Raw genomic sequence first — 23,676 nt, 5'->3', positions numbered from 1 at the left:
GGCTCAGAAAGCGCACAGTAGACGGTAATTTTAGACACGTCGTCTCACTGGTGGGACACTCATGGATCTTCTTGCCCTCGCCGATTTCAATCTCGTTGCCCGCCATGGTGGCTTCGGCAAAGCGGCAAGGGCCACCGGCCGGCCCAAGGCAACGTTGTCCCGGCGCGTTGGAGAATTGGAAAGCAGTCTTGAGTTGCGCCTGTTTGAACGGGGTGCGCGTAACCTGAAGCTGACCGAGGAAGGACGGGCGCTCTTCGAGCGGACGGGGGCGTTGCTCGCCGAGCTGGACGAGACGGCTTCGGCGATTGCCTCGGGCGGTCAGAGGCCCAAGGGCAGATTACGGATCAGCGCACCTTTGCATTTTTCGCAGACCGCAATGGGGAGGATCGCTGCGGGTTTTGCCCTTAAGTATCCGGAAGTGAAGCTTGAAGTGACGACTGAGGACCGGCATGTCGACATGATCGAGGAAGGCTACGATCTGGTAATCCGGGTCAATCCAGATCCCGATGAAAGCCTGGTCGGACGGGCGTTTCTCCGCGACCGCCTGGTCGTTGTGGCGAGCCCCGACCTTCCTCGTACGACCGCTGGGCTCGCCGCTCCTGGCGTTGCTCGCGGGACAGGCGAGCGGCAAACTTGGCACGTGAAGACACAAGCTGGCCGCTCAACAATTACAATCGAACCTGTCCTCGCTTTGTCAACGCTCATCATGGTCCGCGATGCGGTGCGGTCCGGCGTCGGTGCAGCGCGTCTTCCCATTTCGTTGGTGGCCCACGATCTGGCTGACGGCACACTGGTGAATTGGGGGGATATTGACGGCCCCGAGATCGCTCTATGGACGCTCTACCCATCCCGGCGGCTGCTCAGCGCGCGTGTGTCGGCGTTCATGGATTTTCTAAAACAGGCTTTCCCAAATGGGACGCCGGACGAACTAGCTGCCTATATTGGCAGGTGACGACAGAGCGCTCAGCCAGAACGCCGCTCGGCTCTATCGATCAGAGCCTGCTGACAGACGGTTGTCAGGAGCCTCCCTTTATGGTGCCTTTGCCGCATGGCGCGGCGGGCAACGGAGAGGAAAGCTTTTTATGACCATCAAGGCCAGCTGTCACTGCAGGGCGACGACATTCGAGGTTTCGCAGGCGCCCGAGACAGTAACGCAATGCACCTGCTCGTTCTGCTCCAAGCGCGGCTCGCTGTGGGCCTACTACGTTCCGTCGCAATTCAAGCTCACCAGCCCGGCAAAGAATGTCTCCGTCTATCAATGGGGATCGAAGACCGTCAAACACGGGTTTTGCGCCATTTGCGGCTGCGGCACCTTCACCGAAACGCCGGACTGGTCGACCGGCAAACCCGACTTCGACAACCCCAAGATCTCGGTCAATTCACGGCTGTTCGACGATTTCGACCTCGACAAGGTCGAGGTGGTCGTCATCGACGGCAAGAATCTCTGGTAGTCGGCCGCATCCACCGAAGCAGAAGAGCGGCGCAAGCGGGGGAAAAGCCGCTTTCGCCGTTCCGCTTTTCGCCGTATTTCATGGTACAAGACCCGTGGAAGGGCTGATATGCGCGGGCCGCAAAGGCCGCGGTTTGGAGAGGGACGATTTCGATGAAAAAGACTGTGCTCGTCGCCGTTGCGACGGCTGTGTTGGTGAGCGCCTGCACGACCACTGATCCATATACCGGCGATCAGAAGATTTCCAACACCGCCGCGGGTGCAGGCCTTGGTGCCCTGGCCGGCGCCAGCCTTGGTCTGCTTGCCGGCGGCAATGACCGCCGCAATGCGCTGATCGGGGCCGGTATCGGCGCGCTGGCCGGCGGCGCCATCGGCGCCACGATGGACCAGAACGAGGCTGAATTGCGCCGCCAGCTGCAGGGCACCGGCGTCAGCGTCACCCGCACCGGTGACCAGATCATCCTCAACATGCCGTCCGACATTACGTTCAACGTCGACCAGGATGCGGTGAAGCCAGGTTTCTACCAGGTGCTGAATTCGGTGGCGTTGGTGCTGAACAAGTTCCGCCAGACCACGGTCGACGTGTTCGGCCACACCGATTCGACCGGTGGCGACGAGCACAATTTCGATCTGTCGCAGCGCCGTGCTTTGGCGGTCGCCAACTATCTGTCGGGACAGGGCGTCGATTCGCGCCGCTTCGCCGTCACCGGCTTCGGCAAGACCCGTCCGATTGCATCCAACGCAACGTCGGCCGGCCGCGCGCAGAACCGGCGCGTCGAGATCCAGCTTTCGCCGCTTACCTGATCAGGTCGGCATCGACATGCGAAGGCGGCCCCGTAAGGGGCCGTTTTCATTTTGGCGCTCGGGTTCGCCAAACGATCTAAAGAATTAGATTTTTCTAATATTTTCTTCCCGCAGACCTTGGAAAGGACTAGCATCGGCGCTGTTCCAGAGGGGATGGGGCGGTACAAATGGCCGCGCGATCATCATTCTTCTTTCGCCCCGGTCTTGCGCGGCCAGATCGTGAAATCTGGGAGGAATGCATGACAAGAACAGCTCGCCTTGGGCGTTGCGGCGTCCTCGTTTTGACTGGTGTGATCTCTGCCTGGTGCGGAATGGCCTCGGTCCGAGCCGAAGACGCGAACAAGGCCGACATCGAAGCCTTGAAAAAGTCGCTCGCCAAATATGAGGACTACACGGCCGCCATCCGCGACCTTTATCTGTCGACCGTCGGGTGCGTCTACTACTCCGGGGAAAAGATCGCCGGCGCAATGGACTATCCGAAGGGCGCCATGGGCATCCATTTCGTCAATGTTCCCAGCGTCGGCCAGAAACTCGACCCGATGAAACCCAATGTCTTGATCTACGAGCCGACCAAGAAAGGCTTGAAGCTGGTTGGCGTGGAATGGCTGGTGCCCCTGACGCCAGACACCAAGGAAGCTCCAAAACTCTTTGGCCAGACCTTCATGGGGCCGATGGAAGGGCACTATCCGCTCATTCCGAGGGAGTTCGTCCACTACGACCTTCATGCCTGGCTGTTCAAGGACAACCCGAACGGCATGTTCAGCCCGACGAACCCGAACGTGAAATGCAGCAAGGCCGAGTTTCCGATGCTGGAAAAACCGACCAAGATGATGCCCGGCCCGATGTGACGGACGAGATGTGATCGCGGCAGGCAAGCCGGGTGATCGGCTTGCCCTGCGAAAACGAAAATCGGAAGTCAGACCTTGGCGACGATCTTCATGAAGGCCGGCATGTCATCGCCGAAGCCGACGGTGCCGTCATTGTCGTCGCCGCCGCGATTGTTGCGGGCAGGGCGGCTGTTGCTGGCGCGCTGCGGCCTCGTGTCGCCGCGTTCGGGAGCACGGTTCTCGTTGTTGCGATCGGAGACCTTGCGCTCGCTGTTTTCGGAGCGGATCGATTCCTTGCGATGACGCCGTTCGCCGATGTCGGCGACCGCGGCTTCGGCCACGACCGGCTGTTCCTCGCGTGCGGCTTCTGCCGGGGCAGCTTCGCCGGGCTTGGCGTGACGCTCGCGCGGCTTGCGCTCGCCGCGATCCTTGCGGTCCTCGTCCTTGCGGCCGGCGCGGCGCGGGGCGCCACGGCCACGGCGGGGCGCTTCGTCCTCGCCGCCTTCGCTGGCGACCACCGTCGACAGGTCGCCGTCATGCCACTCGATCTTGTTGCCAATCAGCCGCTCGATGGCGTCGATGTATTTGGTGTCCGACTTGGTGGCGATGGTGAAGGATTTGCCCGAACGTCCGGCGCGGCCGGTGCGGCCGATGCGATGGACATAATCTTCGGCGTGGATCGGCACATCGTAGTTGAAGACGTGGCTGACATCGGGGATGTCGAGGCCGCGCGCGGCGACGTCGGACGCCACCAGGTAGCGCAGCTTGCCGTCGCGGAAATTGGCCAGCATCTGCATGCGGGCGCGCTGATCCATGTCGCCATGCAGGGCCCCGGCGTCGAAATCATACTTCAAGAGCGAGCGGAACAGTTCCGACACTTCGACCTTGCGGTTGCAGAAGATGATGGCGTTCTTCAGCTCGGCGTCTTCGGCCTTCATCAGATTGCGCAGCGTCTCGCGCTTGTCCCAAGGCTTCGAGCCTGACTTGACCAGTCTCTGGATGATGTTGGTTGCGGCGGACGCCGCCTTCGAGACCTCGACGCGCACCGGCGCATGCAGGAATTTCTCGGTGAGCTTGGTGATTTCCGGAGGCATCGTCGCGGAGAAGAACAGCGTCTGCCTTGTGAACGGGATCATTTCGCAGATACGCTCGATGTCGGGGATGAAGCCCATGTCGAGCATGCGGTCGGCTTCATCGATGACGAGGATCTCGACGCCGTTGAGCAACAGCTTGCCGCGTTCGCGGTGGTCGAGCAGGCGGCCGGGCGTGGCGATCAGCACGTCGGCGCCGCGCTCGAGCTTCTTGTCCTGCTCGTCGAAGGAGACGCCGCCGATCAGCAGCGCGATGTTGAGCTTGTGGTTCTTGCCGTATCGGATGAAATTCTCTTCGACCTGCGCGGCGAGCTCGCGCGTCGGTTCGAGGATCAGCGTGCGCGGCATGCGGGCGCGGGCCCGGCCTTTTTCGAGGCGGGTGAGCATCGGCAGCACGAAGGAGGCGGTTTTGCCGGTGCCGGTCTGGGCAATGCCCAGAATATCCTTGCCGAGCAGCGCATGCGGGATGGCGCCGGCCTGGATCGGCGTCGGCTTGCTATAGCCGGCATCGGTGACTGCGGAAAGGACCTTGGGCGACAGGCCGAGGTCTGAAAAGGTCAACGCTTCTGGAGCGGTCGTGGTGTCTGAGGACAAGTGTTGTTGTCTTTGGCTGGTTCGGGGAAGCGCAACGGCATTCGTCGCGGCAAGCACAGCGTGCCTGCAAGATTGGTATTGCGATTAGGCGCAAGCCCGCGATTTGTCAACAGAAACGGGCGGGATTGGCGCGATTGTGAAACGTAAGCTTAATCGCGATGCTTAATCAGGTAGTGTCTTTTTGCGCCGGCTCAATAGCGAAACTGCTCGGCGAGAATGCGTTCGTTCCACGAATGGTTGGGGTCAAACAGCAGCGTCGCCGTCGCGCTCAGTGATTCCCGAACCGTGACGGAAGCCACCGCCTTGACCTCGGTGTGGTCGGCAGCGGCGTTCACCGGGCGCTTTTCCGGCTCCAGAATATCGAAGCGAACGGTCGCCTGGTTGGACAAAAGGGCGCCCCGCCAACGGCGCGGCCGGAACGGGCTGACCGGGGTCAGCGCGAGCAGCGGTGCGTCGAGCGGCAGGATCGGCCCGTGCGCCGACAGATTGTAGGCGGTGGAGCCGGCCGGCGTCGCGATCATCACGCCGTCGCAGTTCAGTTCCTCGATCCGGACCTGTTCGTCGACGGTGATGCGGATTTTTGCGGTCTGATAGGATTGGCGCCACAGCGCCACTTCGTTGATGGCAAGTGCTGAAACCGTCTCGCCCTCATGCGTCACCGCCAGCATCTCCAGCGGCCGGATCGTTTCGGCGACGGCGGCGGCGATGCGTTCGGTGAGGCCGCCGACGCGGTATTCGTTCATCAGGAAACCGATGGTGCCACGGTTCATGCCGTAGACCTTCTTTCCCGTGCTCATCGTGTCGCGCAAGGTCTGCAGCAGGAAGCCGTCGCCACCCAGCGCCACCACCACCTCGGCGTCCTCGAACGAGGCCTGGCCATAGCGGGCCGACAGGCTTTCCATCGCCGCCCTGGCATCGGCGGTGTCGGACGAGACGAAGGCGAGACTGGCGTTGCTCATGACTTCCCGATGGCGGTCGGCGGCGGTTGCGTGGGGTAGCATGGGCAAGCGCATCTGCAAAGGGAGGCCGCGTCCGGTCCCACCGCGGCTGCGCCGGATCGAAAACCGGTGGCTCTCGCTTCATGTCGCCGGAGAGGCGAATGTGATGGTTAAGAGCGAGCTTAAACACTCGTAAAGCCCGATCGATCATGTTAGCCGGCAGAGGATGGGTGGCTGGGGGCTAGCCAGTTGAGACCTGTCTATTGCCGGTGACACGCCTGATTATCGTCTTCCTCATGCTGGGAAGTTTCGCGCTTCTCTTCGCCGAACTTGTGCGGCAGTCCGAGGACATGAGTTCCAGGCCAAGGCCGACGGCCTCACGCTGCGGCGACGCCAGCATGCCATGCCCGCAGAACGCATTGTAGGCTGAAGCCGCAAGCGACCGCCGACGGCGCGGCGGCAATCCCTCACCCATTGCCTGAATCTGTAGGTTTGACGGCATCGACCACGCGTCGTCGACGTCTGGGCCAGCAAAAAGATATTGACTGTATGTTTAGTAACTAATACCTTTGTGGACATACCGAGTTGGTCAGCCGGCATCCGCCGGTGAATGACCACCAGGACGAAGGGAACATACGGACTCGAGGCGGCAATGCCGCCGGTCCCGACAATGGGAGACAATAAGCATGCAGCTGAAATCCACCGCGACGGCGCTCGGCCTGTCGCTGCTGGCGATGACCGGCATTGCCCGCGCCGATGGCGAACTCCAGATCTACAATTGGGGCAACTACACCAGTCCGGAGCTGATCAAGAAGTTCGAGGACACCTACAAGATCAAGGTCACCGTCACCGACTACGATTCCAACGACACCGCCTTGGCCAAGGTCCGCCAGGGCGCTTCCGGCTACGACATCGTCGTGCCCTCGGCCAGTGTCATGCCGATCTGGATCAGCGAAGGCCTGCTGCTGGAAACCGATCCCAACACGATGGAGAATTTTAGAAATGTCGATCCGAGATGGGTCGATGTGCCGTTCGATCCCGGCCGCAAATACTCAGTGCCGTGGCAATGGGGCACGACCGGCATCTCGGTCAACAAATCGGTCTATGCGGGCGATCCGAACACGTCCGCGATTTTCCTCGATCCGCCGCCGGAACTCGTCGGCAAGATCAATGTCGTGCCCGAAATGGGGGACATCATGTTCCTGGCCATTGCCTATGAGGGCGGCAAGTATTGCACCGACGACAAGGCGCTGCTGAAGAAGGTGCATGACAAGCTTGTCGAGGCGAAGGGCAAATGGCTATCGCTCGATTACGCTGCCGTTGATGGCCTCGGCCGAGGCGACATTGCCGCCGGCGTCAACTGGAACGGCATATCGCTGCGCGAGCGGATTGAGAACGACAAGATCGTCTACGGCTATCCCAAGGAAGGCTTTCCGATCTGGATGGACAATGTCGCGGTGCTCAAGGACGCCAAGAACGTCGAGAACGCCAAGCTCTTCCAGAATTTCATCATGGACCCGAAGAATGCCGCGCTGATCTCGGCCTTCGCGCACTACGCCAACGGCATCAAGGGCTCCGAGCCCTTCCTGCCGGACGACATGAAGGGAGCACCCGAAGTGGATGTTCCGGCCGAATTTGCCGACAAGGGCCAGTTCATGCCGACCTGTCCCGCCGACATCCAGGCGCTCTACACCAGGATCTGGACCGACCTGCAGAAATAGCCGCGCCGTCAACCGAACCTGACCAACATCCTTCGGGCCGCACCCTGCGGCCCGGCCATTCTCAGATGCGGTCCAGCCGCCGCGGGAGATTTTCGATGTCCGATCTCGACCTTTGCTACATGCCGGCCAGCGAGGCGTTGCGGCTGTTCAAGGCGAAGAAACTGTCGCCTGTCGACCTGATGCAGGCGACAATCGACCGCGCCGAGGCGACCAAGGCGACGATCAACTGCTTCACTTTCGAGCATTTCGACGAGGCGATGGCTCTCGCCAGGAAGGCGGAAGCCAAATACGCCAAGGGCGCCAAAACCGGGGCGCTGGAAGGCCTGCCGATCGGCATCAAGGATGAGAGCTACATCAAGGGCAAGCCGACCTCGCATGGCTCGCTGCTTTCGAAGGACGCCATTGGTGGCCACACGTCGACGATGAACGAGCGTGTCATGAAGGCCGGCGGCATAGTGCATGCCCGCACGGCGACACCCGAATTCAGCTGCGCCGGTTACACCTGGTCGAAGCGCTGGGGCGTGACGCGCAACCCCTGGAATCCGGATTATACGCCGGGCGGGTCGTCGGGCGGTTCGGCGGCGACGCTGGCCTCGGGCACATCGTCGATTGCCACCGGCTCGGACATTGCCGGCTCGATCCGCATCCCGGCCTCGGCCTGCGGCCTGGTCGGCTTCAAGCCGCCTTACGGCCGCAACCCCGACGAGCCGCCCTTCAACCTCGACTTCTATTGCCACACCGGGCCGCTGGCCCGAAACGTTGGCGATGCGATCCTGCTGCAGAATGTCATGGCCGGGCCGAGCCCGCTCGACATCGCCACGCTTCGCCCGAAACTGCGCCTGCCCAACGACTACAAGCCGATCAAGGGCTGGAAGATCGCCTTTTCCATGGATCTTGGTTCTTTTGAGGTTCACCCTGACGTGCGCAAGAACACGCTCGCTGCCTGCGACGTGTTCTGCTCGCTCGGCGCTACCGTCGAGGAGGTCGACCTCGGCTGGGGCGACGAGGTGCTCAAGGCGGGCATGGCCTATCTGGAGCATCTTTTCGGCGCCTCGCTGTCGCCACTGCTCGCCAAGCACGGCAAGGACATGACCAGCTATGCCAGGCAGTTTGCGCAGGATGGGCAGAAGTCGAAGGCGACGGATTTTGTCGCGACCCTGGACGTAGCGGCCAGGATGTACCAGATGCTGGGGCCGTTGCTGGAAAAATACGACGTGCTGATCTGCCCGACAAACGCGCTTCCGGCGGTGCCGGCGGAATTCGATCAGACCAAAGGCAAGGTCGAGATCAACGGCGAGCAAGTAAACCCGTCGCTGGGTTGGGTGATGACGACGCCGTTCAACATGCTGAGCCGCTGCCCGGTTCTGTCCGTGCCGTCGGGCCGCGCCGCCAATGGCGTGCCGACCGGCATCCAGATCGTCGGCCGCACCTATAGCGACGCCGATGTTTTCCGGGCGGCGATGGCCTATGAGACGGCTCAGGGTCAATGGTACATGAATGCGGGGACGCGCCCGTCGCTCTGAGTCCGCAACGCGCCGGCGTGCCAAAGCAGCGGCGGGATGTTTTCGCCGGGGAAAGGCTTGACGACAATGGCGCAACGCAAAGCCACCGCTGAGGCGGGAAAAGACAGGGCGACCAAGGGTGCAGCGAACGACGCCGCGCCCAAGGACCGCCGGCGCGAGCGCGGCGAAGCGAGCATCCAGCGCATCATCGACGCCACCATCGAGCTCATCGCGGAGGAGGGCTTGGCTAGCGTCACAATGCAGCGCATCGCCGAGCATGTCGGCTCGTCCAACGCGCTGGTGGTCTTTCATTTTCGCAGCAAGGAGAACCTGTTCCGGGCCGTTCTGCAGTATCTCAGCGATCAGTATGACGCGCTGTGGGTGACGCTGGTGCGGGCGCCCGGCCTGTCGCCTGTCGAGAGGGCGCTGGGCGCGGTCGATTGCGCGCAGCGCTTTGCCCGGCTGCATCCGAAATGGGTGTCGGTCTTCGTCGTGTTTTCCAGCGACCGCAAAAGCATGCAGATCTACAATGAAATCGGCCTGCCCAGCGATCTCGCCTACACCGCCGAAGCCCGCGATCTGCTGATAGAAATCGCCCGTGACGGCGGCTACACCGGCGTCGACATTGACACGTTATCGGAGAGCCTGAACTATCTGGTTCACGGCGCCTGGTATTGGGATCATCTCAACCCGTCCAGCCGTGACACCGACGTGCTGCGCAAGACCATGCTACTCCTGCTGCACCAGGCATTTCCGCGGCATTTTGAGTCGATGCGCTAGGCTCCCGATCAGGACGTTCCGAGCATCAAGCATGCGCTCAAACGTACCCTCGCCATTTGTTGTTTCGAGGTGCCACCCTCAGTTGGGGAAATCGTCAATAAGGGCTTTTTTAAGCAGTCCCTAATATATACGATTTGATCAGCCGGCCTGGCTCCCAAGCCCTCGGGCCGGTCAGGCCCGACAGTTCACGGATTCACCCCAATGATCTGTCGGGCCGCCTGGAAGTTTCCCTCGCTCAGGGACACGTTGGACTATGATAGGCGCATGCTCTGCATTTTTTGATCGAAAAGCGCGAGCTTGGTCATATAACCGATCCTGATCCTCGCGTCGCAGTGATCGCAGTTGAAGGCAGATATAACCTTCACCCACGAGCCCCTTTTTACGATTACATGGGAACAGTTGGGGCATTCAAATTTTAGGTACTCGTCCATCATTTTTTCTGAAATGGGCATGGAGCCACTCCCCCAGCAATGCACCGAAATTGAACGGTGGCGGTCTTCAGCTGAGCCACCAAGTGTGACTTGAACTTCCATGCTAAGCAATGGTTCCTGCCGGGGGCTTTGGGCTTACTGTGCAACAGACCAAAGTCGGAAATCGAAAAGCGCTTTGCCATCGGAAGGTATTAGATCCCCACGCCATTTCTTCGTCCCGCACTCCCTTGAGGGACCAAAGTCTGACTCGCACACGCATTGGGCCCAGACGGGCAACAGACGCTTTCTTGGCGGCCGCCTTGGAGGGTAAAATGCACCCGCCAATGCAGACGCATGCGTGAGTGCCGTTATTGGCCTTCCGATCATCCAGGAGGGGCTCCTGGTTTACAGCGGTTGCCAATTTCAAGCGCCTTCGAGGGCCGAAAAGTGATCATCGAGCTATTTGGTCCGGCCGGCTCAGGTAAGACCACTTTCGCTCATGCGCTTCAACGTCATCTGCAAGCACAAGGCTACGACGCCAAGGTAGTGCTTTCATATGAACCCGGTGTCCATCGCTCACCGCTAGACCCTGGTGGGTTCCGCTATGCACTACACCGTCTTGCCATATCAACGATCAGGACTGCCGCCTTTGCTTGTCACCCTATCGACAACGCCGAAGGGTTCAGACTGGCCGGCAAGCTGATAAGGATTCTGACGCCGAGAAATCCGATCTGGCTGATCAGGTTCAGTCAGTATCTCATGGCTCTCTCCCACGTTTGGCATCAACCGTACGACGCTCGTCAGATTGTGATCTTCGACCAAGGTTTTATCCAGCTTGTCGTTTCATTAGGCGTGTTCAGCGGCGTTTCGGACATAGAGAAACTTAAATCTGCTTTGGAACTGATCCCATCATCGCATCTCGCCATAGCTACCAGCGCGGCCGAGCCATTGCTGTCACAGCGCCTGAGTGCTCGGCTCCTTCGGCAGACCTATTTGGAGCGCATGTTCGAGGCGGATTGCAGAACCAACCTGCAATCGATCCCAATAATCGACCACGTAAAAAGCATCCTTCTCGGCAGCGGCAGGTTCGTATTGAGCATCGATACGTCGGATGAAGGCGGTCTGCAGGAAAGTGTAGCTCGAGTTGCAAGGGAGATTGGCGCGATGGGCTCTGATGGACAGTGCAAAGCTGCGGAAGCCTAGCGCCCAACGCCGATAGAACTGCAGCCGCCCGTCGATATCGTGGCTGAGGATATTCTTCAGGTCGCCGGCAGGCGTCTCGGTGTTCGTCGTGTTCTCCAGCGACCGCAGAGCATGCGGATCTACAATGAAATCGGCCTGCCCAGCGATCTCGCCTACACCGCCGAAGCCCGCGAGAGCTGCTGATCGAGATTTCCCGCAGTGGCGGTTATACCGGCGTCGACATAGACACGCTGTCAGAGAGCCTGAACTATCCGGTTCACGGCGCCTGGTACTGGGATCATCTCAATCCATCCAGCCGTGACACCGACGTGCTGCGCAAAACCATGCTCCTCCTGCTGCATCAGGCGTTTCCGCGGCATGTTGAGTTGATGCCTTGATCCGCTAGGACACTGCCATAGGTGCCGGCGAGCTTGGCGCATTGCACCAGATACCCGTCGATCGGCTTGCCTTGGGTGTCGTACAATCGATTTCCAGAGGACACTATTGAGTTGTATCAGAAAACAATATACAACTTAAAAGAGCATTAGAGGGAGGGGTATGGATGCAGTTTTCAATTTGGCATTGGGCGATCTTGTTGCTGCTGATCGGCGTGCCCGTCTTCTTCGCTGTCCGGTCAGCACGCAAACCTTCACAGGATAAGAGCGATTTGGTGGGGTTTGGGGGGTGGCTTTTGCTGCTCGCACTCGGTCAGACCGTGTCGCCATTGCGCACACTGGGCGAATTCGCTGCATCAATCGAAGGTTACAAGCAGCTGATGACGCTTCCCTACGGTCCGTTGACGACCTATGGCGAGGTCGTGTTGTTGCTGGCATTTTTGGTGCTTCAGCTGGTTGTTACCATTGCTATGTTTCGGCGCAGTCCCCGTTTCAAGAGGCTGTTTCTGCTCCAGTGGATTGCAATCCCGGTCGTGTTCGTAGTCGACGTTGTTTGGGTCTCCGCTCTTATTCAGGTTCCGGTAAGCCAGATCCTTGCCGGAGATGCGCTGGTCAAGCCCATTGTTTCCTTCGTAGTATCAGGAATTTGGGTTGCCTATCTCTACAACTCCGTCAGGGTCAGAAACACGTTCGACAGGGCTGCGGCAAGTGCGCAGATCGCGACTGCCTTTCAGTAAGGCGGGGAGTTCGGTTTTTCGCTTGGCCGTCAGCAGTCCTCCTACGCCAAGGCTTCGGAGGACACTCCTTCGTCTAACGAGCTTCAGGTGGCTTGCCACCCGAAGCTCGAAGAGCGAAGGGTGGTGCCCCCGGACGGAATCGAACCGCCGACCTTCGGTTTACAAAACCGCTGCTCTACCAGCTGAGCTACAAGGGCACGGCGCTCCGGTTAGCATATTTGGTGCGCCAGTAAAGACAAAACTCCGTTTTCGATTGCTAATGGACCCGCCGGGCCTGCTGGCGCCGCCATGCTGAAAACCGCCAATTCCTTTCCTACATATTGTTGAGGTGCAATCGCCTGGTTAGGGGGCTCGCATGATCAGACTTGTCATCATTCTCCCGCTCGTCGTCATCGCCTGGTTTCTCGTGGTGAAGCTCATCAAGGATGTGAAGCGCGCCAACATCGACTGGACCGGTATCGCCACCATCGTCGGTTTCATCGCGATGGCGTTCTGGCTGCGGCATGTCACAGGAATGGGGTAGGGGAGCGAATAGCGAATAGGGAGTAGCGAATAGGGAAGCTTTAGCTCCCGAACGCCATTTCGCTACTCGCTACTCACTACTCGCTATTCGCTTTGCAACCCTCCAACCCTTCGCTGTGGCGCGAAGATCCACCGAGGCGACGAGACCCTTGCCGCAGCAGGGTTTTGCCGGCCCGTGAAAAAAATCAAAAACCGCTTCGAACCTTTTTCGGCGCCGCAACGACAGATGATCAAGAGGCGGACGGATCGCCTCTAGCAACGAAACAAGGAGATCATCATGTTCACGCGCAAAATCGCTTCGGCCCTCATTGCCTCCACCGTCGCCGCCACCTCGCTGGTCGGCACCGTCCAGCCCTCGGCCGCCCACAGCCATCACCACAACCGCGAAATCGGCATCGGCATCGCCGCCGGCGTAGGCGGCTTCGTCCTCGGCAGCCTGCTCAACCAGCAGCCGCGCACCGTCTATGTCGACGACGAGGGTGGTTCCTGGCACGTCCGCCGCTGCGCCAATCGCTACGCCAGCTACGATCCGTACTCCGACACCTATGTCGGCTACGACGGCTATCGCCACTACTGCCGCCTTTAACAGGTCGGTTTCAGGCAATGAAGTAGGGGCTCCACAGCCCCTTTTTCATTATTCGCGCTAGGATTTCTGCGTATCGATCGGCAAGCCTGCTGCGCGGCAGGCATCCGCAATCGCGCCTTGATGCGTGTTGCCCATCGCGGTGAGTTCGAAGCTGTCGTCGGCATCCGGGTAGATCTTGCCAAGGAAAGGCTCATAGTCAGCAGAGCCGCCGGCAGTGTTCCTTTCATCGACAGAGCCGCATACCACGACCTCTTTGCGGCCGTTCCCCCTGCGCTCGCCGGCAAGTATGGGTCCGAACCTCGCCGCGACGGGATTTTTCAAGTGCTGGCGCACGCCAATGGTGATGGTCTCCTCCAGGGCGAGCGAGATCGCAATCGGATCGGTGCGCTGGCTCGCGGCGGGTTCAGGTGGCGGCGGTGTCGTCGCCACGCAACCGCAAAGCGAAGCTAAGAGCAAAAGCTGGATCGTTTTCCGCATGCTCGCCCTTTTGCATGCCTGCGAAAGCCGCGGCAAGACGGGCAACGTCCATGTGGCCGGCGATGTACAGCGATTTTGCGAAAGTCTAGTCTGCCACCCGAGCGCCAATTGAGGGGAGGGTGGCTTGGACGAGCAGGACCCGAAGGAAGATCTGGTCGAAACGGCTTTTCGCAACGGCACCGTCACCACCGTCGGGCTCCTGCTCGCCTTTTCGCTGGGTTTCATCACCCACTGGGCCGCCAATCCCATTCCGTGGCGGGCCTACCACCTGGTCGCGGTCGTGCCGATCCTGATCGGTATCGCCTTGCAGATGCGGGCGCTTGCCATATTGCTCGACATCGCGTCGCTGCAACGACGCATTTTTGAGCGCGCCAACCGCATCTTCATCACCGGTCTCATCTTCACTGCCTGCGGCGTCGGCGGGGCGATCCTGCTCGATTTCTTCGAGATTTCGGTACGGAGCGCGTTGCCGGGCGCATGACGCCGAGAGACGATGGCCGATCTCTCGGGTCGCTCGCAGCCTGAAAATTCGGCTGATCAGCCTGACTTATGTCCGCCGATCATCTTGGTCACTTCTGCTGCGGCATCGCGCACCAGCGGCCCGATCTCGTCCAGCCGCTCCGGCGTCACCCGCACCGTCGGGCCGGAGACCGAAACACCGCCGATCGGCTCGCCGAACTCGTTGAAGATGGCGGCGGCCACGCAGCGCATGCCGGGATGGCGTTCCTCGTCGTCGACCGACCAGCCGCGATGCTTGATGACAGCCAGATCATGGGCGAGCGCCGAAATGTCCGACAGCGTCTTGTCGGTGAAGCGCTGCAGGCCCGACTTGCGCAGGATGGCGGCGACGCGTTCCGGCTCGAGCTGCGCCAGCACCGCCTTGCCGATGCCGGAGGCATGGAAGGAGCTGCGCGTGCCCGGCCGGAAGAAGGCGCGGATCGCCTGATGCGTCTCGACCTGGCTGACAAAAACCACGCAATCGTCCTCGGCGACGCCGAGATTGGCTGTCTCGCCGGTCTTTTCCATCAATTCCTGCATGACGATGCGGGCGCGGTCGACCAGCTTGCGCCGGCGCAGGAAGGCCGCGCCCATGCGGTAGGTCTCGACGCCGATCGACCATAGCTGGTCCGACGTATCGAATTCGACCATCCCGTGGTTCTGCAGCGTCGTCAGCATGCGGTAGGCGGTGGAGGCCGCTAGCTCACTGCGCGCCGCAATCTCGCTCAGCGACAGGCCGCTGCCTTCGGCGACGATGGCCAGGATGCGCAAGGCGCGGTCAAGCGACTGCACCGAACCGGCCTCGGCCGGGCCGTTGAAGGCGCGGGGACGGCCGCGCTGGCGTTTTTCGCTGGTCTCCATGGCGGCATTGTCGCCGATTTCTCCAAAAGCACAATGAAAAAGTTTTTCACTTATTTTTCGAGCCGGATTCGTGGAAAACGAAAAATCCAGTAAAATCAATCGATAGAAGCCGTTTTCTCGAAATGAAAAAATATTCTGAAAAAATTGAAAAATGAACGAGGCGCTGGCATTGTCAGCCAACCAACAATCTTGCGGAGGCTGGACATGGCCAGGATGCGCGCTGTCGATGCAGCGGTTCTAGTTCTCGAAAAGGAAGGCATTTCCTGCGGCTTCGGCGTGCCGGGCGCAGCGATCAATCCATTCTATTCGGCGCTGAAGGCGCGGGGCTCGATCCGTCACATACTGGCGCGCCATGTCGAGGCGGCCTCGCATATGGCTGAAGGCTACACGCGGGCCAAGGCCGGCAATATCGGCCTGTGCATCGGCACATCAGGTCCGGCCGGCACCGATATGATCACCGGGCTCTATTCGGCGGCGGCAGATTCCATTCCGATCCTGTGCATCACCGGCCAGGCGCCGCGGGCACGGCTGAACAAGGAGGATTTTCAGGCCGTCGACATCGCCGCCATCGCAGCGCCCGTCGCCAAATGGGCGGTTACGGTCATGGAGCCTTATCTCGTGCCGATGGCGTTGCAGAAGGCATTTCATTTGATGCGCTCGTCGCGGCCGGGTCCGGTGCTGATCGACCTGCCGGTCGACGTGCAACTGGCCGAGATCGAGTTCGACATCGACGCCTATGAGCCGCTCGTCCCGTTCAAGCCGGCCATGTCGCGCGCCCAGGCCGAAAAGGCGCTGGCGATGCTCAACGCGGCGGACAAGCCGCTGATCGTTGCCGGCGGCGGCATCATCAATGCCGATGCGTCGGATCTGCTGATCGAATTCGCCGAGATCACCGGCGTGCCGGTCATCCCGACGCTGATGGGTTGGGGAGCGATCCCCGACGACCACCGGCTGATGGCCGGGATGTGCGGGCTGCAGACTTCGCACCGCTACGGCAATGCGACGATGCTGGAGGCCGATTTCGTCTTCGGCATCGGCAACCGCTGGGCCAACCGCCACACCGGTTCGGTCGATGTCTACACCAAGGGCAAGAAGTTCATCCATGTCGACATCGAGCCGACGCAGATCGGCCGCGTCTTCGCACCGGATCTCGGCGTGGTCTCGGATGCCGGTGCGGCGCTGAAGATGCTGCTCGACGTCGCCACCGAATGGAAGACGGCGAGAAAACTGCGCGACTGGTCGGGCTGGGCGAAGGAGTGCCAGAGTCGCAAGAAGACGATGAAGCGCAAGACGCATTTCGACCAGGTGCCGCTGAAGCCGCAGCGCGTCTACGAGGAGATGAACAAGGCCTTCGGCCGCGACACCACCTATGTCACCACGATCGGCCTGTCGCAGATCGCCGGGGCGCAGTTCCTGCATGTCTACAAGCCGCGCAACTGGATCAATTGCGGCCAGGCCGGCCCGCTCGGCTGGACGCTGCCGGCCGCCCTTGGCGTGCGCGCCGCCGATCCGGACCGCACCATCGTGGCACTGTCGGGCGACTACGACTTCCAGTTCATGATCGAGGAGCTGGCGGCCGGCGCGCAGCACAAATTGCCCTACATCCATGTCGTCGTGAACAACGCCTATCTCGGCCTGATCCGCCAGGCACAGCGCGGTTTTTCGATGGATTTCGAGGTCAGCCTCGCCTTCGAGAACGTCAACCGGGCCAACGATCCAGAGGCCGGCTACGGCGTCGACCATGTCGCGGTCGCCGAGGCGATGGGCTGCAAGGCGGTGCGGGTGCGCAAGCCGGAAGAGTTCGCCGGCGCCTTCAAGGAAGCGCAGCGGCTGATGAAGGAGCATCAGGTGCCCGTGGTGCTCGAATTCATCCTCGAACGCGTCACCAACATTTCCATGGGCACGGAAATCGACAAGATCACCGAATTCGAGGACCTTGCCGAAAGCCATGAGGATGCGCCGACGGCCATCGTCCTCCTGGATTAAGCTTTGGCGGGAAGAAGGAGAAAAAGAATGCCGCGTTTTTCTGCCAATCTGTCGATGCTGTTTGGCGAGCATGAATTCCTGGATCGTTTTGACGCCGCCGCCCGGGTCGGCTTCAAGGGCGTCGAATATATCGGCCCGTATGATCATGCGCCTGACGTGGTCGCGGCGCGGCTGAAAAAGAACGGGCTGACACAGGTGCTGTTCAACCTGCCGGTCGGCGACTGGGGCAAGGGCGAGCGCGGCATTGCCGTTTTGCCCGACCGCGTGCCGGAATTCCGGCAAGGCATCGCCAAGGCGATCTCTTACGCCCACGCACTAGGCTGCGAGCAGGTCAATTGCCTCGCCGGCATCGCGCCGCAGGGCGTGGATCGCTCGGTGCTGGAAAATACCTTTGCCGAGAACCTGGCGTTTGCGGCGGAGAAACTGGAGCAGGCCGGCATCAGGCTGCTGATCGAGCCGATCAACACGCGCGACATTCCGGGGTTCTTCCTCAACTATTCGGACCAGGCGCTGGCGCTGATCGACCGCGTCGGCTCGAAGAACCTCTATTTGCAATACGACATCTACCACATGCAGATCATGGAGGGGGATCTCGCCCGTACCATCGAGGCCAACCTTGGCCGCATCGCGCATATCCAGCTTGCGGACAATCCCGGCCGTCACGAGCCGGGGATGGGCGAGATCAATTATCCCTTCCTCTACGAGCACATCGACCGGATTGGTTATTCGGGCTGGGTTGGGGCGGAATACAAGCCAAAGGCGGGAACGGAGGCTGGCCTGGGGTGGTTCCGGGAGCTCAACGGGCAGGGGAGCGCAGCGGCTTAGGCCGCGTTTCACGCAGTCATTTGGAGAGAAACAATGGACACCATCGGCTTCATCGGCCTCGGCATCATGGGCGCGCCGATGGCGGGGCATCTGCTCGATGCTGGCTACACCGTCATCGCCAGCGACCACCGCTCGAAACCACCGGCCGATCTCGTCGCCAAGGGCCTGAAGACTGTCTGCGGCCATGCCGCCGTGGCGAACGCGGCTGATATCATCATCACGATGGTGCCTGACACGCCTCAAGTCGCAGAGGTTCTGTTCAGCGATAATGGCGTCGCCGCCGGCCTCACCAAGGGCAAGCTGGTTATCGACATGAGCTCGATCTCGCCGATCGAGACCAAGGTTTTCGCCCAGAAAATAAACGATCTCGGCTGCGACTATCTCGATGCGCCGGTGTCGGGCGGCGAGGTCGGCGCCAAGGCGGTGTCGCTGACCATCATGGTCGGCGGCGAGGACAAGGCGTTCGAGCGCGCCAGACCTATCTTTGAAAAGATGGGCAAGAACATCACGCTGGTCGGTCCGAACGGCGTCGGCCAGACCACCAAGGTCGCCAACCAGATCGTCGTTGCGCTGACCATCGAAGCCGTCGCCGAGGCGCTGGTCTTTGCCTCAAAAGCCGGCGCCGATCCGGCCAAGGTCAGGCAGGCGCTGATGGGCGGACTGGCGGCATCGCGCATCCTCGAAGTGCATGGCGAGCGCATGGTCAAGCGCACCTTCGCGCCGGGCTTTCGCATCGAACTGCACCAGAAGGACCTTAATCTTGCGCTGGAAGGTGCCAAGGCGCTTGGTGTTTCGCTGCCCAACACCTCGACCACGCAGCAGCTGTTCAACTCATGTGCGGCTAATGGCGGGGCGAAGGAGGATCATTCAGCGCTGGTTCGCGCGCTGGAGCGGATGGCAGGACATGAAGTGGGTGAATAGTGAATGGCAAGCCGCTCAACCATTCACCATTCACTTTCCCAGGAATTTCCGCGCCGCATAAAGGCTCACCGCCGCCGCGTTCGACACGTTGAGCGACCGGATGGCGCCGGGCATGTCGAGGCGGGCGAGGGTCGTCACCGTCTCTCGTGTTTTCTGGCGCAGGCCCTTGCCCTCGGCGCCCAGCACCAGCGCGATCTTCTCGCCTGAAAAACTGGTTTCGAGCTCCGCCGGACCGTCCGAATCGAGGCCGATGGTCTGGAAGCCGGCTTCGTGCAGCTGTCCCAGCGCGTCGGCCAGGTTCTTCACCTCGATCTGGTCGATGTGTTCCAGCGCGCCGGAGGCCGATTTTGCCAGCACGCCGGATTCCTGAGGGCTGTGGCGGGCGGTGGTGATCAGCGCGCCAGCGCCGAAGGCGACCGCCGAGCGCAGGATGGCGCCGACATTGTGCGGGTCGGTGACCTGGTCAAGCACCAGCACCAGTTTGGTGTCGCCGAGCGCGTCGAGGCGCTTGGGCTTCAGCGGCTCGGCTTCGATCAGGACGCCCTGGTGGACGGCGTCCGAACCGGTGACCTTGTCGATGTCCCTGGGCTCGACCAGCTCCGCCTTGAACGGCAGAGCGGCGAGGTCGGCAATCGCAAGCCGCTCGGCGGCGTTGCGCGTCACCAGCATTTTTTTGATCTTGCGCCGCGGATTGTCGAGCGCGGCCCGCACCGTGTGCAGGCCATAGAGTCGCACCAGTCCGTCGGCGGCGTTCTCGCCCGGCGGCACCGGCTGGCGCGGCCGGAAGGCGGGCGCACCGCCGGCCTTCTCGTCGCGGTGGGCGCGGCGCAGCTTCGCGTAATGGGTATCTTTGGCGGTCTTGGGCGTGTTGTCGTTGCTCATGGCCGGCTTCTATAGCCGTGTCGCAAGGGCATGGATACAGGCAGAAAGCCGGCTTGCCGGGCGGGCTGTCAAAATCAGCGCATTTTGCCCAGACGTGCGGTTGACACCCACTGGCCTTGCCGCCATAAGGCGCTTCGCTGATTTCGGACAAAACCTTGGTTTCGACCGGATCGGCGAGAATGCCTCGTTGCAAGGCTTCGACGGCAGGCTGGAGAGGTGCCCGAGTGGTTAAAGGGGACGGACTGTAAATCCGTTGGCTTAGCCTACGTTGGTTCGAATCCAACCCTCTCCACCACTGCCAGCCCGTCAGCCTTTAAGCGAAGCGGGTATAGCTCAGTGGTAGAGCAGCAGCCTTCCAAGCTGAATATGCGGGTTCGATTCCCGCTACCCGCTCCAAACTTCCCAATTCGCATCAGATTTCAGGCGAATATTTCGACGACGTTGCCGTCGGGACTTTTCGGTTCCCGGCTACACGCCGGTCGATCCATCGACCGCCAGGCAGTTCGCGGCGCTGGTCGAAGCGACGCCCGACAGCCGCATGGCGGTGCCGGGCGTTTTGGCTGAAAATGCTGGAGCGAAAGCGGCGCCCTAGCTGTTGAAAGCCGACGCGACCTGGTGCTGTTGCGGCACCTGGCCGTTCGGCGTCAGCTTGTCGACGATGCCGGGCAGGGCGGTGGACAACTGCTTGAGCAGCTCCTGTTCGTCGAGCCCGGTCCTTTGGGCAATCTCGCGGATGACCTGCGGGCCGATTGCCCTGCCAAGATCATTGGCGTTGATCGGCTGGTTCTGCCCGGTGCCGACCCAGGAATCGGCGACATTGCCGTGGCCGGCATCCTTCAACTTGTCGAGCAGCCCGCCCAGTCCGCCGAGCAGGCCGCCATCGCCGGAAGCCGTGGTCCCGGTGGGGGCGGGCGTTTGAGGCTGGGCGGCGGGCTCGTCGGTCTGTTCGGCACTTCTTCCGCTCAGCATCTTTCCGACCAGCAGCGCGCCAAGCGCGATCATCAGCGGTTTGGTGATGTTGCCGCCGGGTACGGCGTTGTCAAAAAGTCCCATAGGTCCAATCCTCCATAGCGACCAAGCCCCGTCCCATTGGCTAGAATGGAGCGCGGGGGCCGAATTTCAAGTTGGCTTGAGCTTTTGACAATCATGTGACCATGATCGGCCAGCGGGTGGAATGGAGAGGAACAATGGGCATCATCAGCTGGATCATCCTCGGCGTCATCGCCGGCTTCATCGGCAGCAAGATCGTCAACAAGACCGGCCAGGGCCTGATCATGGATATCGTGCTCGGCATTGTCGGCGCCATTGTCGGCGGCGTGATCTTCAGCGCCTTCGGCGCTTCGGGTGTGACCGGCCTCAACATCTGGAGCCTGATTGTCGCCGTGATCGGCGCGGTGGTCGTGCTGTGGGCCTATCATCAGATCAGCGGCAGGCGGGCGCTCTAAGCGCCAGTTCTGCCGAACTGGCTGGCTGCCGATACGTTGCCGTGAAGGCTAGGCGACGACGGTCAGCCTGCGCTTGCGTTCATCCAGCGACACGATCGTCAGTCCGCTCGCGACCACCAGCAGGATGCCGCACACGGCCAGCGCATTCGGGAACTGCCCGAACACCAGCACGCCTGAAATGACCGCCCAGACGGTGAAGCAGTAGTAGAACGGCGCCACGACGCCGGTCGGCCCGACGCGATAAGCCATGAAGATGAAGAAATGGCCGAAGATCAGGAAGAACCCGGCGCCGGCCATCAAAAGCAGGTGACGGGCTTCCGGCATGACCCAGCGCTCGGAAACCAGATGCGCGGCACCTGCGCCGATCAGCACCACTACGACGGCGGAAATGGCGACGATCATGCCCGGCACCTCGGCCGGGACCCTCCTGCCGGCGAGATCGCGCGCGGCCGACAGGGCAGCGTTGCCGAGCGCCAGCAAGGCATAGACCGAGATGCCCTCCATGGTCGGCTGCGCCACCATGACCGCGCCGACGAAGCCGAGCCCGATCAGCGCCGTGCGCACGCCGCCGATCCGCTCGCCGAACAGAATGGAGGAGCCGACCAGCATCAGGAGCGGGGTGATCTGCCCGAGCGCGGTTGAATCGGCGATCTGCATGTTGGCCAGCGCCACCACGTAGCAAAGGATCGCCGCCAGCTCGAGCAGGTTGCGGCGCAGCACGCGCCCGTCGAAGATCAGCGGGATCTGTTTACGATAGCCGAGCAGATACAACAGCAGCATGCCCCACAGCGTGGCCGCGACCCCGCGCAGGAACAGCACTTCATAGGACGGTAAGCCCGCGGTAGCGAGCTTCATCATCGTGTCGTTGACGAGGTAGGACCCCGTCGAAACGATCATGAACAGCGGGCCGCGTATGGATGTCGGGATGAAATGCATCGGACGAGCAAATCAGACCGGCGCCGCAGCGGCAATGGGCCAGGCGCGGGCTGCCAATCCAGCAAGGAAGAGCCAGGACATAGCCGGGAGTTGCAGGACACGCGCTGAAGCCGGCGCCCCCATTTCATTTCCCGTCGCGCATTCCTATATCAGCGCCATACCCCCGCAATCGGATCATCGGTTAGGACCGAGTGGACAGCGCACCCGGCCACAAGGCACTTGTGTTTTTCGGCCGTAGTCGCTAATCGCCCCGCATTCGACTGAACTGAAGGTCAAGGCCGTCCAAGGAAAGAGACTATGGCAAAAGGTAAATTCGAGCGCACTAAGCCTCATGTGAACATCGGCACGATTGGTCACGTCGACCATGGCAAGACGTCGCTGACGGCGGCGATCACGAAGTATTTTGGCGAATACAAGCGCTACGACCAGATCGATGCGGCGCCCGAAGAGAAGGCCCGCGGCATCACCATCTCGACGGCTCACGTCGAATACGAGACGGCCAACCGCCACTATGCCCACGTCGACTGCCCCGGCCACGCCGACTATGTGAAGAACATGATCACCGGTGCCGCACAGATGGACGGCGCGATCCTGGTGGTTTCGGCCGCCGACGGCCCGATGCCGCAGACCCGCGAGCACATCCTGCTTGCCCGTCAGGTCGGCGTGCCGTCGATCGTTGTGTTCCTGAACAAGGTCGACCAGGTCGATGACGCGGAACTGCTCGAACTGGTCGAGCTCGAGGTTCGCGAGCTTCTGTCGAAGAACGAGTTCCCCGGCGACGACATTCCGATCGTCAAGGGTTCGGCGCTGGCTGCTCTTGAAGATTCGAACAAGACCATCGGTGAAGACGCGATCCGCGAGCTGATGGCTCAGGTCGACGCCTACATCCCGACGCCGGTTCGTCCGCTGGACAAGCCGTTCCTGATGCCGATCGAAGACGTGTTCTCGATCTCGGGCCGTGGCACGGTCGTGACCGGCCGCGTCGAGCGTGGCGTGGTCAAGGTCGGCGAGGAACTGGAAATCATCGGCATCCGTCCGACGACCAAGACGACCTGCACGGGCGTTGAAATGTTCCGCAAGCTGCTCGATCAGGGCCAGGCCGGCGACAACATCGGCGCGCTGCTGCGCGGCGTTGACCGTGAAGGTGTCGAGCGCGGCCAGGTTCTGGCCAAGCCGGGCACGGTGAAGCCGCACAAGAAGTTCGTGGCCGAAGCCTACATCCTGACCAAGGACGAAGGTGGCCGTCACACGCCGTTCTTCACCAACTACCGTCCGCAGTTCTACTTCCGCACGACCGACGTGATGA

The 23,676-nt window shown here is 61.3% G+C and carries 24 protein-coding genes and 3 tRNA genes; 19 read left to right on the top strand and 8 right to left on the bottom strand.

Annotated features, from left to right (window positions below; translation table 11 throughout):
- Positions 1–61: 61 nt before the first annotated feature.
- The 4 genes from AC1DXM_RS28140 (at position 62) to AC1DXM_RS28125 (ending at position 3,102) form a co-directional block, all read left to right on the top strand.
- A complete protein-coding gene (locus AC1DXM_RS28140) occupies positions 62–952 on the top strand; it encodes a LysR family transcriptional regulator (protein ID WP_477238247.1) in 891 nt (296 codons plus the stop codon).
- Between the two features lie 130 nt (positions 953–1,082).
- Positions 1,083–1,451, top strand: coding sequence for a GFA family protein (locus tag AC1DXM_RS28135; RefSeq protein WP_142864880.1), 369 nt, complete (start codon positions 1,083–1,085; stop codon positions 1,449–1,451).
- Positions 1,452–1,603: 152 nt separating this feature from the next.
- A complete protein-coding gene (locus tag AC1DXM_RS28130; RefSeq protein WP_112564362.1) occupies positions 1,604–2,254 on the top strand; it encodes a YiaD family glycine zipper/OmpA-like lipoprotein in 651 nt (216 codons plus the stop codon).
- Between the two features lie 239 nt (positions 2,255–2,493).
- Positions 2,494–3,102 (top strand): hypothetical protein, encoded by a 609-nt coding sequence (locus AC1DXM_RS28125; RefSeq protein ID WP_477238244.1) that lies wholly within the window; start codon positions 2,494–2,496, stop codon positions 3,100–3,102.
- Between the two features lie 68 nt (positions 3,103–3,170).
- On the opposite strand, the gene AC1DXM_RS28120 is transcribed toward AC1DXM_RS28125, so the two are convergent.
- Together AC1DXM_RS28120 and AC1DXM_RS28115 are read right to left on the bottom strand one after the other, a co-directional pair.
- Positions 3,171–4,766 carry a DEAD/DEAH box helicase gene (locus tag AC1DXM_RS28120; RefSeq protein ID WP_477238242.1) on the bottom strand — a complete coding sequence of 532 codons (1,596 nt, stop codon included), beginning with the start codon at positions 4,764–4,766 and terminating at the stop codon, positions 3,171–3,173.
- 191 nt (positions 4,767–4,957) lie between these two features.
- On the bottom strand, positions 4,958–5,725 hold the full coding sequence (locus tag AC1DXM_RS28115) for an NAD kinase (RefSeq protein WP_477238240.1): 768 nt from the start codon (positions 5,723–5,725) through the stop codon (positions 4,958–4,960).
- A gap of 665 nt (positions 5,726–6,390) precedes the next feature.
- Here AC1DXM_RS28115 and AC1DXM_RS28110 point away from each other — a divergent pair.
- The 5 genes from AC1DXM_RS28110 to AC1DXM_RS28090 all read left to right on the top strand — a co-directional run bounded on the left by AC1DXM_RS28110 (position 6,391) and on the right by AC1DXM_RS28090 (position 12,431).
- On the top strand, positions 6,391–7,425 hold the full coding sequence (locus AC1DXM_RS28110; RefSeq protein ID WP_477238238.1) for an extracellular solute-binding protein: 1,035 nt from the start codon (positions 6,391–6,393) through the stop codon (positions 7,423–7,425).
- 95 nt (positions 7,426–7,520) lie between these two features.
- Positions 7,521–8,948, top strand: coding sequence for an amidase (locus AC1DXM_RS28105; protein WP_477238236.1), 1,428 nt, complete (start codon positions 7,521–7,523; stop codon positions 8,946–8,948).
- 66 nt (positions 8,949–9,014) lie between these two features.
- Positions 9,015–9,707 carry a TetR/AcrR family transcriptional regulator gene (locus tag AC1DXM_RS28100; protein WP_477238234.1) on the top strand — a complete coding sequence of 231 codons (693 nt, stop codon included), beginning with the start codon at positions 9,015–9,017 and terminating at the stop codon, positions 9,705–9,707.
- Between the two features lie 857 nt (positions 9,708–10,564).
- Positions 10,565–11,320 carry a hypothetical protein gene (locus tag AC1DXM_RS28095; RefSeq protein ID WP_477238232.1) on the top strand — a complete coding sequence of 252 codons (756 nt, stop codon included), beginning with the start codon at positions 10,565–10,567 and terminating at the stop codon, positions 11,318–11,320.
- A 541-nt stretch (positions 11,321–11,861) separates the two neighbouring features.
- Positions 11,862–12,431, top strand: a complete 570-nt coding sequence (locus tag AC1DXM_RS28090; RefSeq protein ID WP_477238230.1) for a DUF2569 family protein — start codon at positions 11,862–11,864, stop codon at positions 12,429–12,431.
- Between the two features lie 121 nt (positions 12,432–12,552).
- On the opposite strand, the gene AC1DXM_RS28085 is transcribed toward AC1DXM_RS28090, so the two are convergent.
- Positions 12,553–12,628 (bottom strand) — tRNA-Thr (locus AC1DXM_RS28085).
- Between the two features lie 158 nt (positions 12,629–12,786).
- Here AC1DXM_RS28085 and AC1DXM_RS28080 point away from each other — a divergent pair.
- Together AC1DXM_RS28080 and AC1DXM_RS28075 are read left to right on the top strand one after the other, a co-directional pair.
- Entirely contained in the window at positions 12,787–12,954 is a 168-nt protein-coding gene (locus tag AC1DXM_RS28080) for a hypothetical protein (RefSeq protein ID WP_477238228.1), read from the top strand.
- 276 nt (positions 12,955–13,230) lie between these two features.
- Positions 13,231–13,539 carry a BA14K family protein gene (locus AC1DXM_RS28075; protein WP_023667455.1) on the top strand — a complete coding sequence of 103 codons (309 nt, stop codon included), beginning with the start codon at positions 13,231–13,233 and terminating at the stop codon, positions 13,537–13,539.
- Positions 13,540–13,596: 57 nt separating this feature from the next.
- Here AC1DXM_RS28075 and AC1DXM_RS28070 read toward each other — a convergent pair whose 3' ends face one another.
- A complete protein-coding gene (locus AC1DXM_RS28070) occupies positions 13,597–14,016 on the bottom strand; it encodes a hypothetical protein (protein ID WP_477238226.1) in 420 nt (139 codons plus the stop codon).
- A 124-nt stretch (positions 14,017–14,140) separates the two neighbouring features.
- Here AC1DXM_RS28070 and AC1DXM_RS28065 point away from each other — a divergent pair, with 124 nt between their 5' ends.
- The gene (locus AC1DXM_RS28065; protein ID WP_477238224.1) at positions 14,141–14,497 is read left to right on the top strand and encodes a hypothetical protein; all 357 of its coding nucleotides are present in this window, start codon (positions 14,141–14,143) and stop codon (positions 14,495–14,497) included.
- Between the two features lie 56 nt (positions 14,498–14,553).
- Here AC1DXM_RS28065 and bhcR read toward each other — a convergent pair whose 3' ends face one another.
- Positions 14,554–15,375, bottom strand: coding sequence for an HTH-type transcriptional regulator BhcR (gene bhcR, locus AC1DXM_RS28060; RefSeq protein WP_477238222.1), 822 nt, complete (start codon positions 15,373–15,375; stop codon positions 14,554–14,556).
- Positions 15,376–15,579: 204 nt separating this feature from the next.
- Here bhcR and gcl point away from each other — a divergent pair, with 204 nt between their 5' ends.
- From gcl to AC1DXM_RS28045, 3 genes are read left to right on the top strand one after another with little or no spacing between them, the layout of a single operon-like run.
- Positions 15,580–17,361 carry a glyoxylate carboligase gene (gcl, locus tag AC1DXM_RS28055; RefSeq protein ID WP_477238220.1) on the top strand — a complete coding sequence of 594 codons (1,782 nt, stop codon included), beginning with the start codon at positions 15,580–15,582 and terminating at the stop codon, positions 17,359–17,361.
- 27 nt (positions 17,362–17,388) lie between these two features.
- Positions 17,389–18,186, top strand: a complete 798-nt coding sequence (gene otnI, locus AC1DXM_RS28050; protein WP_477238218.1) for a 2-oxo-tetronate isomerase — start codon at positions 17,389–17,391, stop codon at positions 18,184–18,186.
- A 33-nt stretch (positions 18,187–18,219) separates the two neighbouring features.
- Positions 18,220–19,107: a 2-hydroxy-3-oxopropionate reductase gene (locus tag AC1DXM_RS28045; RefSeq protein ID WP_477238216.1), complete on the top strand. Its 888-nt coding sequence runs from the start codon at positions 18,220–18,222 to the stop codon at positions 19,105–19,107.
- 30 nt (positions 19,108–19,137) lie between these two features.
- Here AC1DXM_RS28045 and AC1DXM_RS28040 read toward each other — a convergent pair whose 3' ends face one another.
- Positions 19,138–19,989, bottom strand: a complete 852-nt coding sequence (locus AC1DXM_RS28040) for a TrmH family RNA methyltransferase (RefSeq protein ID WP_477238214.1) — start codon at positions 19,987–19,989, stop codon at positions 19,138–19,140.
- A gap of 210 nt (positions 19,990–20,199) precedes the next feature.
- Here AC1DXM_RS28040 and AC1DXM_RS28035 point away from each other — a divergent pair.
- Positions 20,200–20,284: transfer RNA gene (locus AC1DXM_RS28035), tRNA-Tyr, on the top strand.
- A 27-nt stretch (positions 20,285–20,311) separates the two neighbouring features.
- Positions 20,312–20,385: transfer RNA gene (locus AC1DXM_RS28030), tRNA-Gly, on the top strand.
- Between the two features lie 192 nt (positions 20,386–20,577).
- On the opposite strand, the gene AC1DXM_RS28025 is transcribed toward AC1DXM_RS28030, so the two are convergent.
- Positions 20,578–21,042: a YidB family protein gene (locus AC1DXM_RS28025; protein ID WP_352558764.1), complete on the bottom strand. Its 465-nt coding sequence runs from the start codon at positions 21,040–21,042 to the stop codon at positions 20,578–20,580.
- Between the two features lie 134 nt (positions 21,043–21,176).
- Here AC1DXM_RS28025 and AC1DXM_RS28020 point away from each other — a divergent pair, with 134 nt between their 5' ends.
- Positions 21,177–21,434, top strand: coding sequence for a GlsB/YeaQ/YmgE family stress response membrane protein (locus tag AC1DXM_RS28020; RefSeq protein WP_142864859.1), 258 nt, complete (start codon positions 21,177–21,179; stop codon positions 21,432–21,434).
- 48 nt (positions 21,435–21,482) lie between these two features.
- On the opposite strand, the gene AC1DXM_RS28015 is transcribed toward AC1DXM_RS28020, so the two are convergent.
- Positions 21,483–22,370 (bottom strand): DMT family transporter, encoded by an 888-nt coding sequence (locus AC1DXM_RS28015; protein ID WP_477238211.1) that lies wholly within the window; start codon positions 22,368–22,370, stop codon positions 21,483–21,485.
- A gap of 297 nt (positions 22,371–22,667) precedes the next feature.
- Here AC1DXM_RS28015 and tuf point away from each other — a divergent pair.
- The coding region (gene tuf / locus AC1DXM_RS28010; RefSeq protein ID WP_477238209.1) for an elongation factor Tu at positions 22,668–23,676 on the top strand (1,009 nt) is incomplete at its 3' end.

This window comes from Mesorhizobium sp. P3_A2 (genome assembly GCF_056403115.1).
The sequence above is the reverse complement of the archived record's forward strand: the minus strand, read 5'-3'. Positions and strand labels throughout refer to the sequence as shown.

Bases quoted from the DNA above. Each gene is read 5' to 3' on its own strand.
- AC1DXM_RS28045 (WP_477238216.1), top strand. From the start codon at position 18,220: ATGGACACCATCGGCTTCATCGGCCTCGGCATCATGGGCGCGCCGATG.
- AC1DXM_RS28130 (WP_112564362.1), top strand. From the start codon at position 1,604: ATGAAAAAGACTGTGCTCGTCGCCGTTGCGACGGCTGTGTTGGTGAGC.
- bhcR (WP_477238222.1), bottom strand. From the start codon at position 15,375: ATGGAGACCAGCGAAAAACGCCAGCGCGGCCGTCCCCGCGCCTTCAAC.
- AC1DXM_RS28125 (WP_477238244.1), top strand. From the start codon at position 2,494: ATGACAAGAACAGCTCGCCTTGGGCGTTGCGGCGTCCTCGTTTTGACT.
- AC1DXM_RS28100 (WP_477238234.1), top strand. From the start codon at position 9,015: ATGGCGCAACGCAAAGCCACCGCTGAGGCGGGAAAAGACAGGGCGACC.
- gcl (WP_477238220.1), top strand. From the start codon at position 15,580: ATGGCCAGGATGCGCGCTGTCGATGCAGCGGTTCTAGTTCTCGAAAAG.
- AC1DXM_RS28140 (WP_477238247.1), top strand. From the start codon at position 62: ATGGATCTTCTTGCCCTCGCCGATTTCAATCTCGTTGCCCGCCATGGT.
- AC1DXM_RS28115 (WP_477238240.1), bottom strand. From the start codon at position 5,725: ATGAGCAACGCCAGTCTCGCCTTCGTCTCGTCCGACACCGCCGATGCC.
- AC1DXM_RS28090 (WP_477238230.1), top strand. From the start codon at position 11,862: ATGCAGTTTTCAATTTGGCATTGGGCGATCTTGTTGCTGCTGATCGGC.
- AC1DXM_RS28135 (WP_142864880.1), top strand. From the start codon at position 1,083: ATGACCATCAAGGCCAGCTGTCACTGCAGGGCGACGACATTCGAGGTT.
- otnI (WP_477238218.1), top strand. From the start codon at position 17,389: ATGCCGCGTTTTTCTGCCAATCTGTCGATGCTGTTTGGCGAGCATGAA.
- AC1DXM_RS28080 (WP_477238228.1), top strand. From the start codon at position 12,787: ATGATCAGACTTGTCATCATTCTCCCGCTCGTCGTCATCGCCTGGTTT.
- AC1DXM_RS28025 (WP_352558764.1), bottom strand. From the start codon at position 21,042: ATGGGACTTTTTGACAACGCCGTACCCGGCGGCAACATCACCAAACCG.
- AC1DXM_RS28075 (WP_023667455.1), top strand. From the start codon at position 13,231: ATGTTCACGCGCAAAATCGCTTCGGCCCTCATTGCCTCCACCGTCGCC.
- AC1DXM_RS28040 (WP_477238214.1), bottom strand. From the start codon at position 19,989: ATGAGCAACGACAACACGCCCAAGACCGCCAAAGATACCCATTACGCG.
- AC1DXM_RS28020 (WP_142864859.1), top strand. From the start codon at position 21,177: ATGGGCATCATCAGCTGGATCATCCTCGGCGTCATCGCCGGCTTCATC.
- AC1DXM_RS28015 (WP_477238211.1), bottom strand. From the start codon at position 22,370: ATGCATTTCATCCCGACATCCATACGCGGCCCGCTGTTCATGATCGTT.
- AC1DXM_RS28105 (WP_477238236.1), top strand. From the start codon at position 7,521: ATGTCCGATCTCGACCTTTGCTACATGCCGGCCAGCGAGGCGTTGCGG.
- AC1DXM_RS28070 (WP_477238226.1), bottom strand. From the start codon at position 14,016: ATGCGGAAAACGATCCAGCTTTTGCTCTTAGCTTCGCTTTGCGGTTGC.
- AC1DXM_RS28110 (WP_477238238.1), top strand. From the start codon at position 6,391: ATGCAGCTGAAATCCACCGCGACGGCGCTCGGCCTGTCGCTGCTGGCG.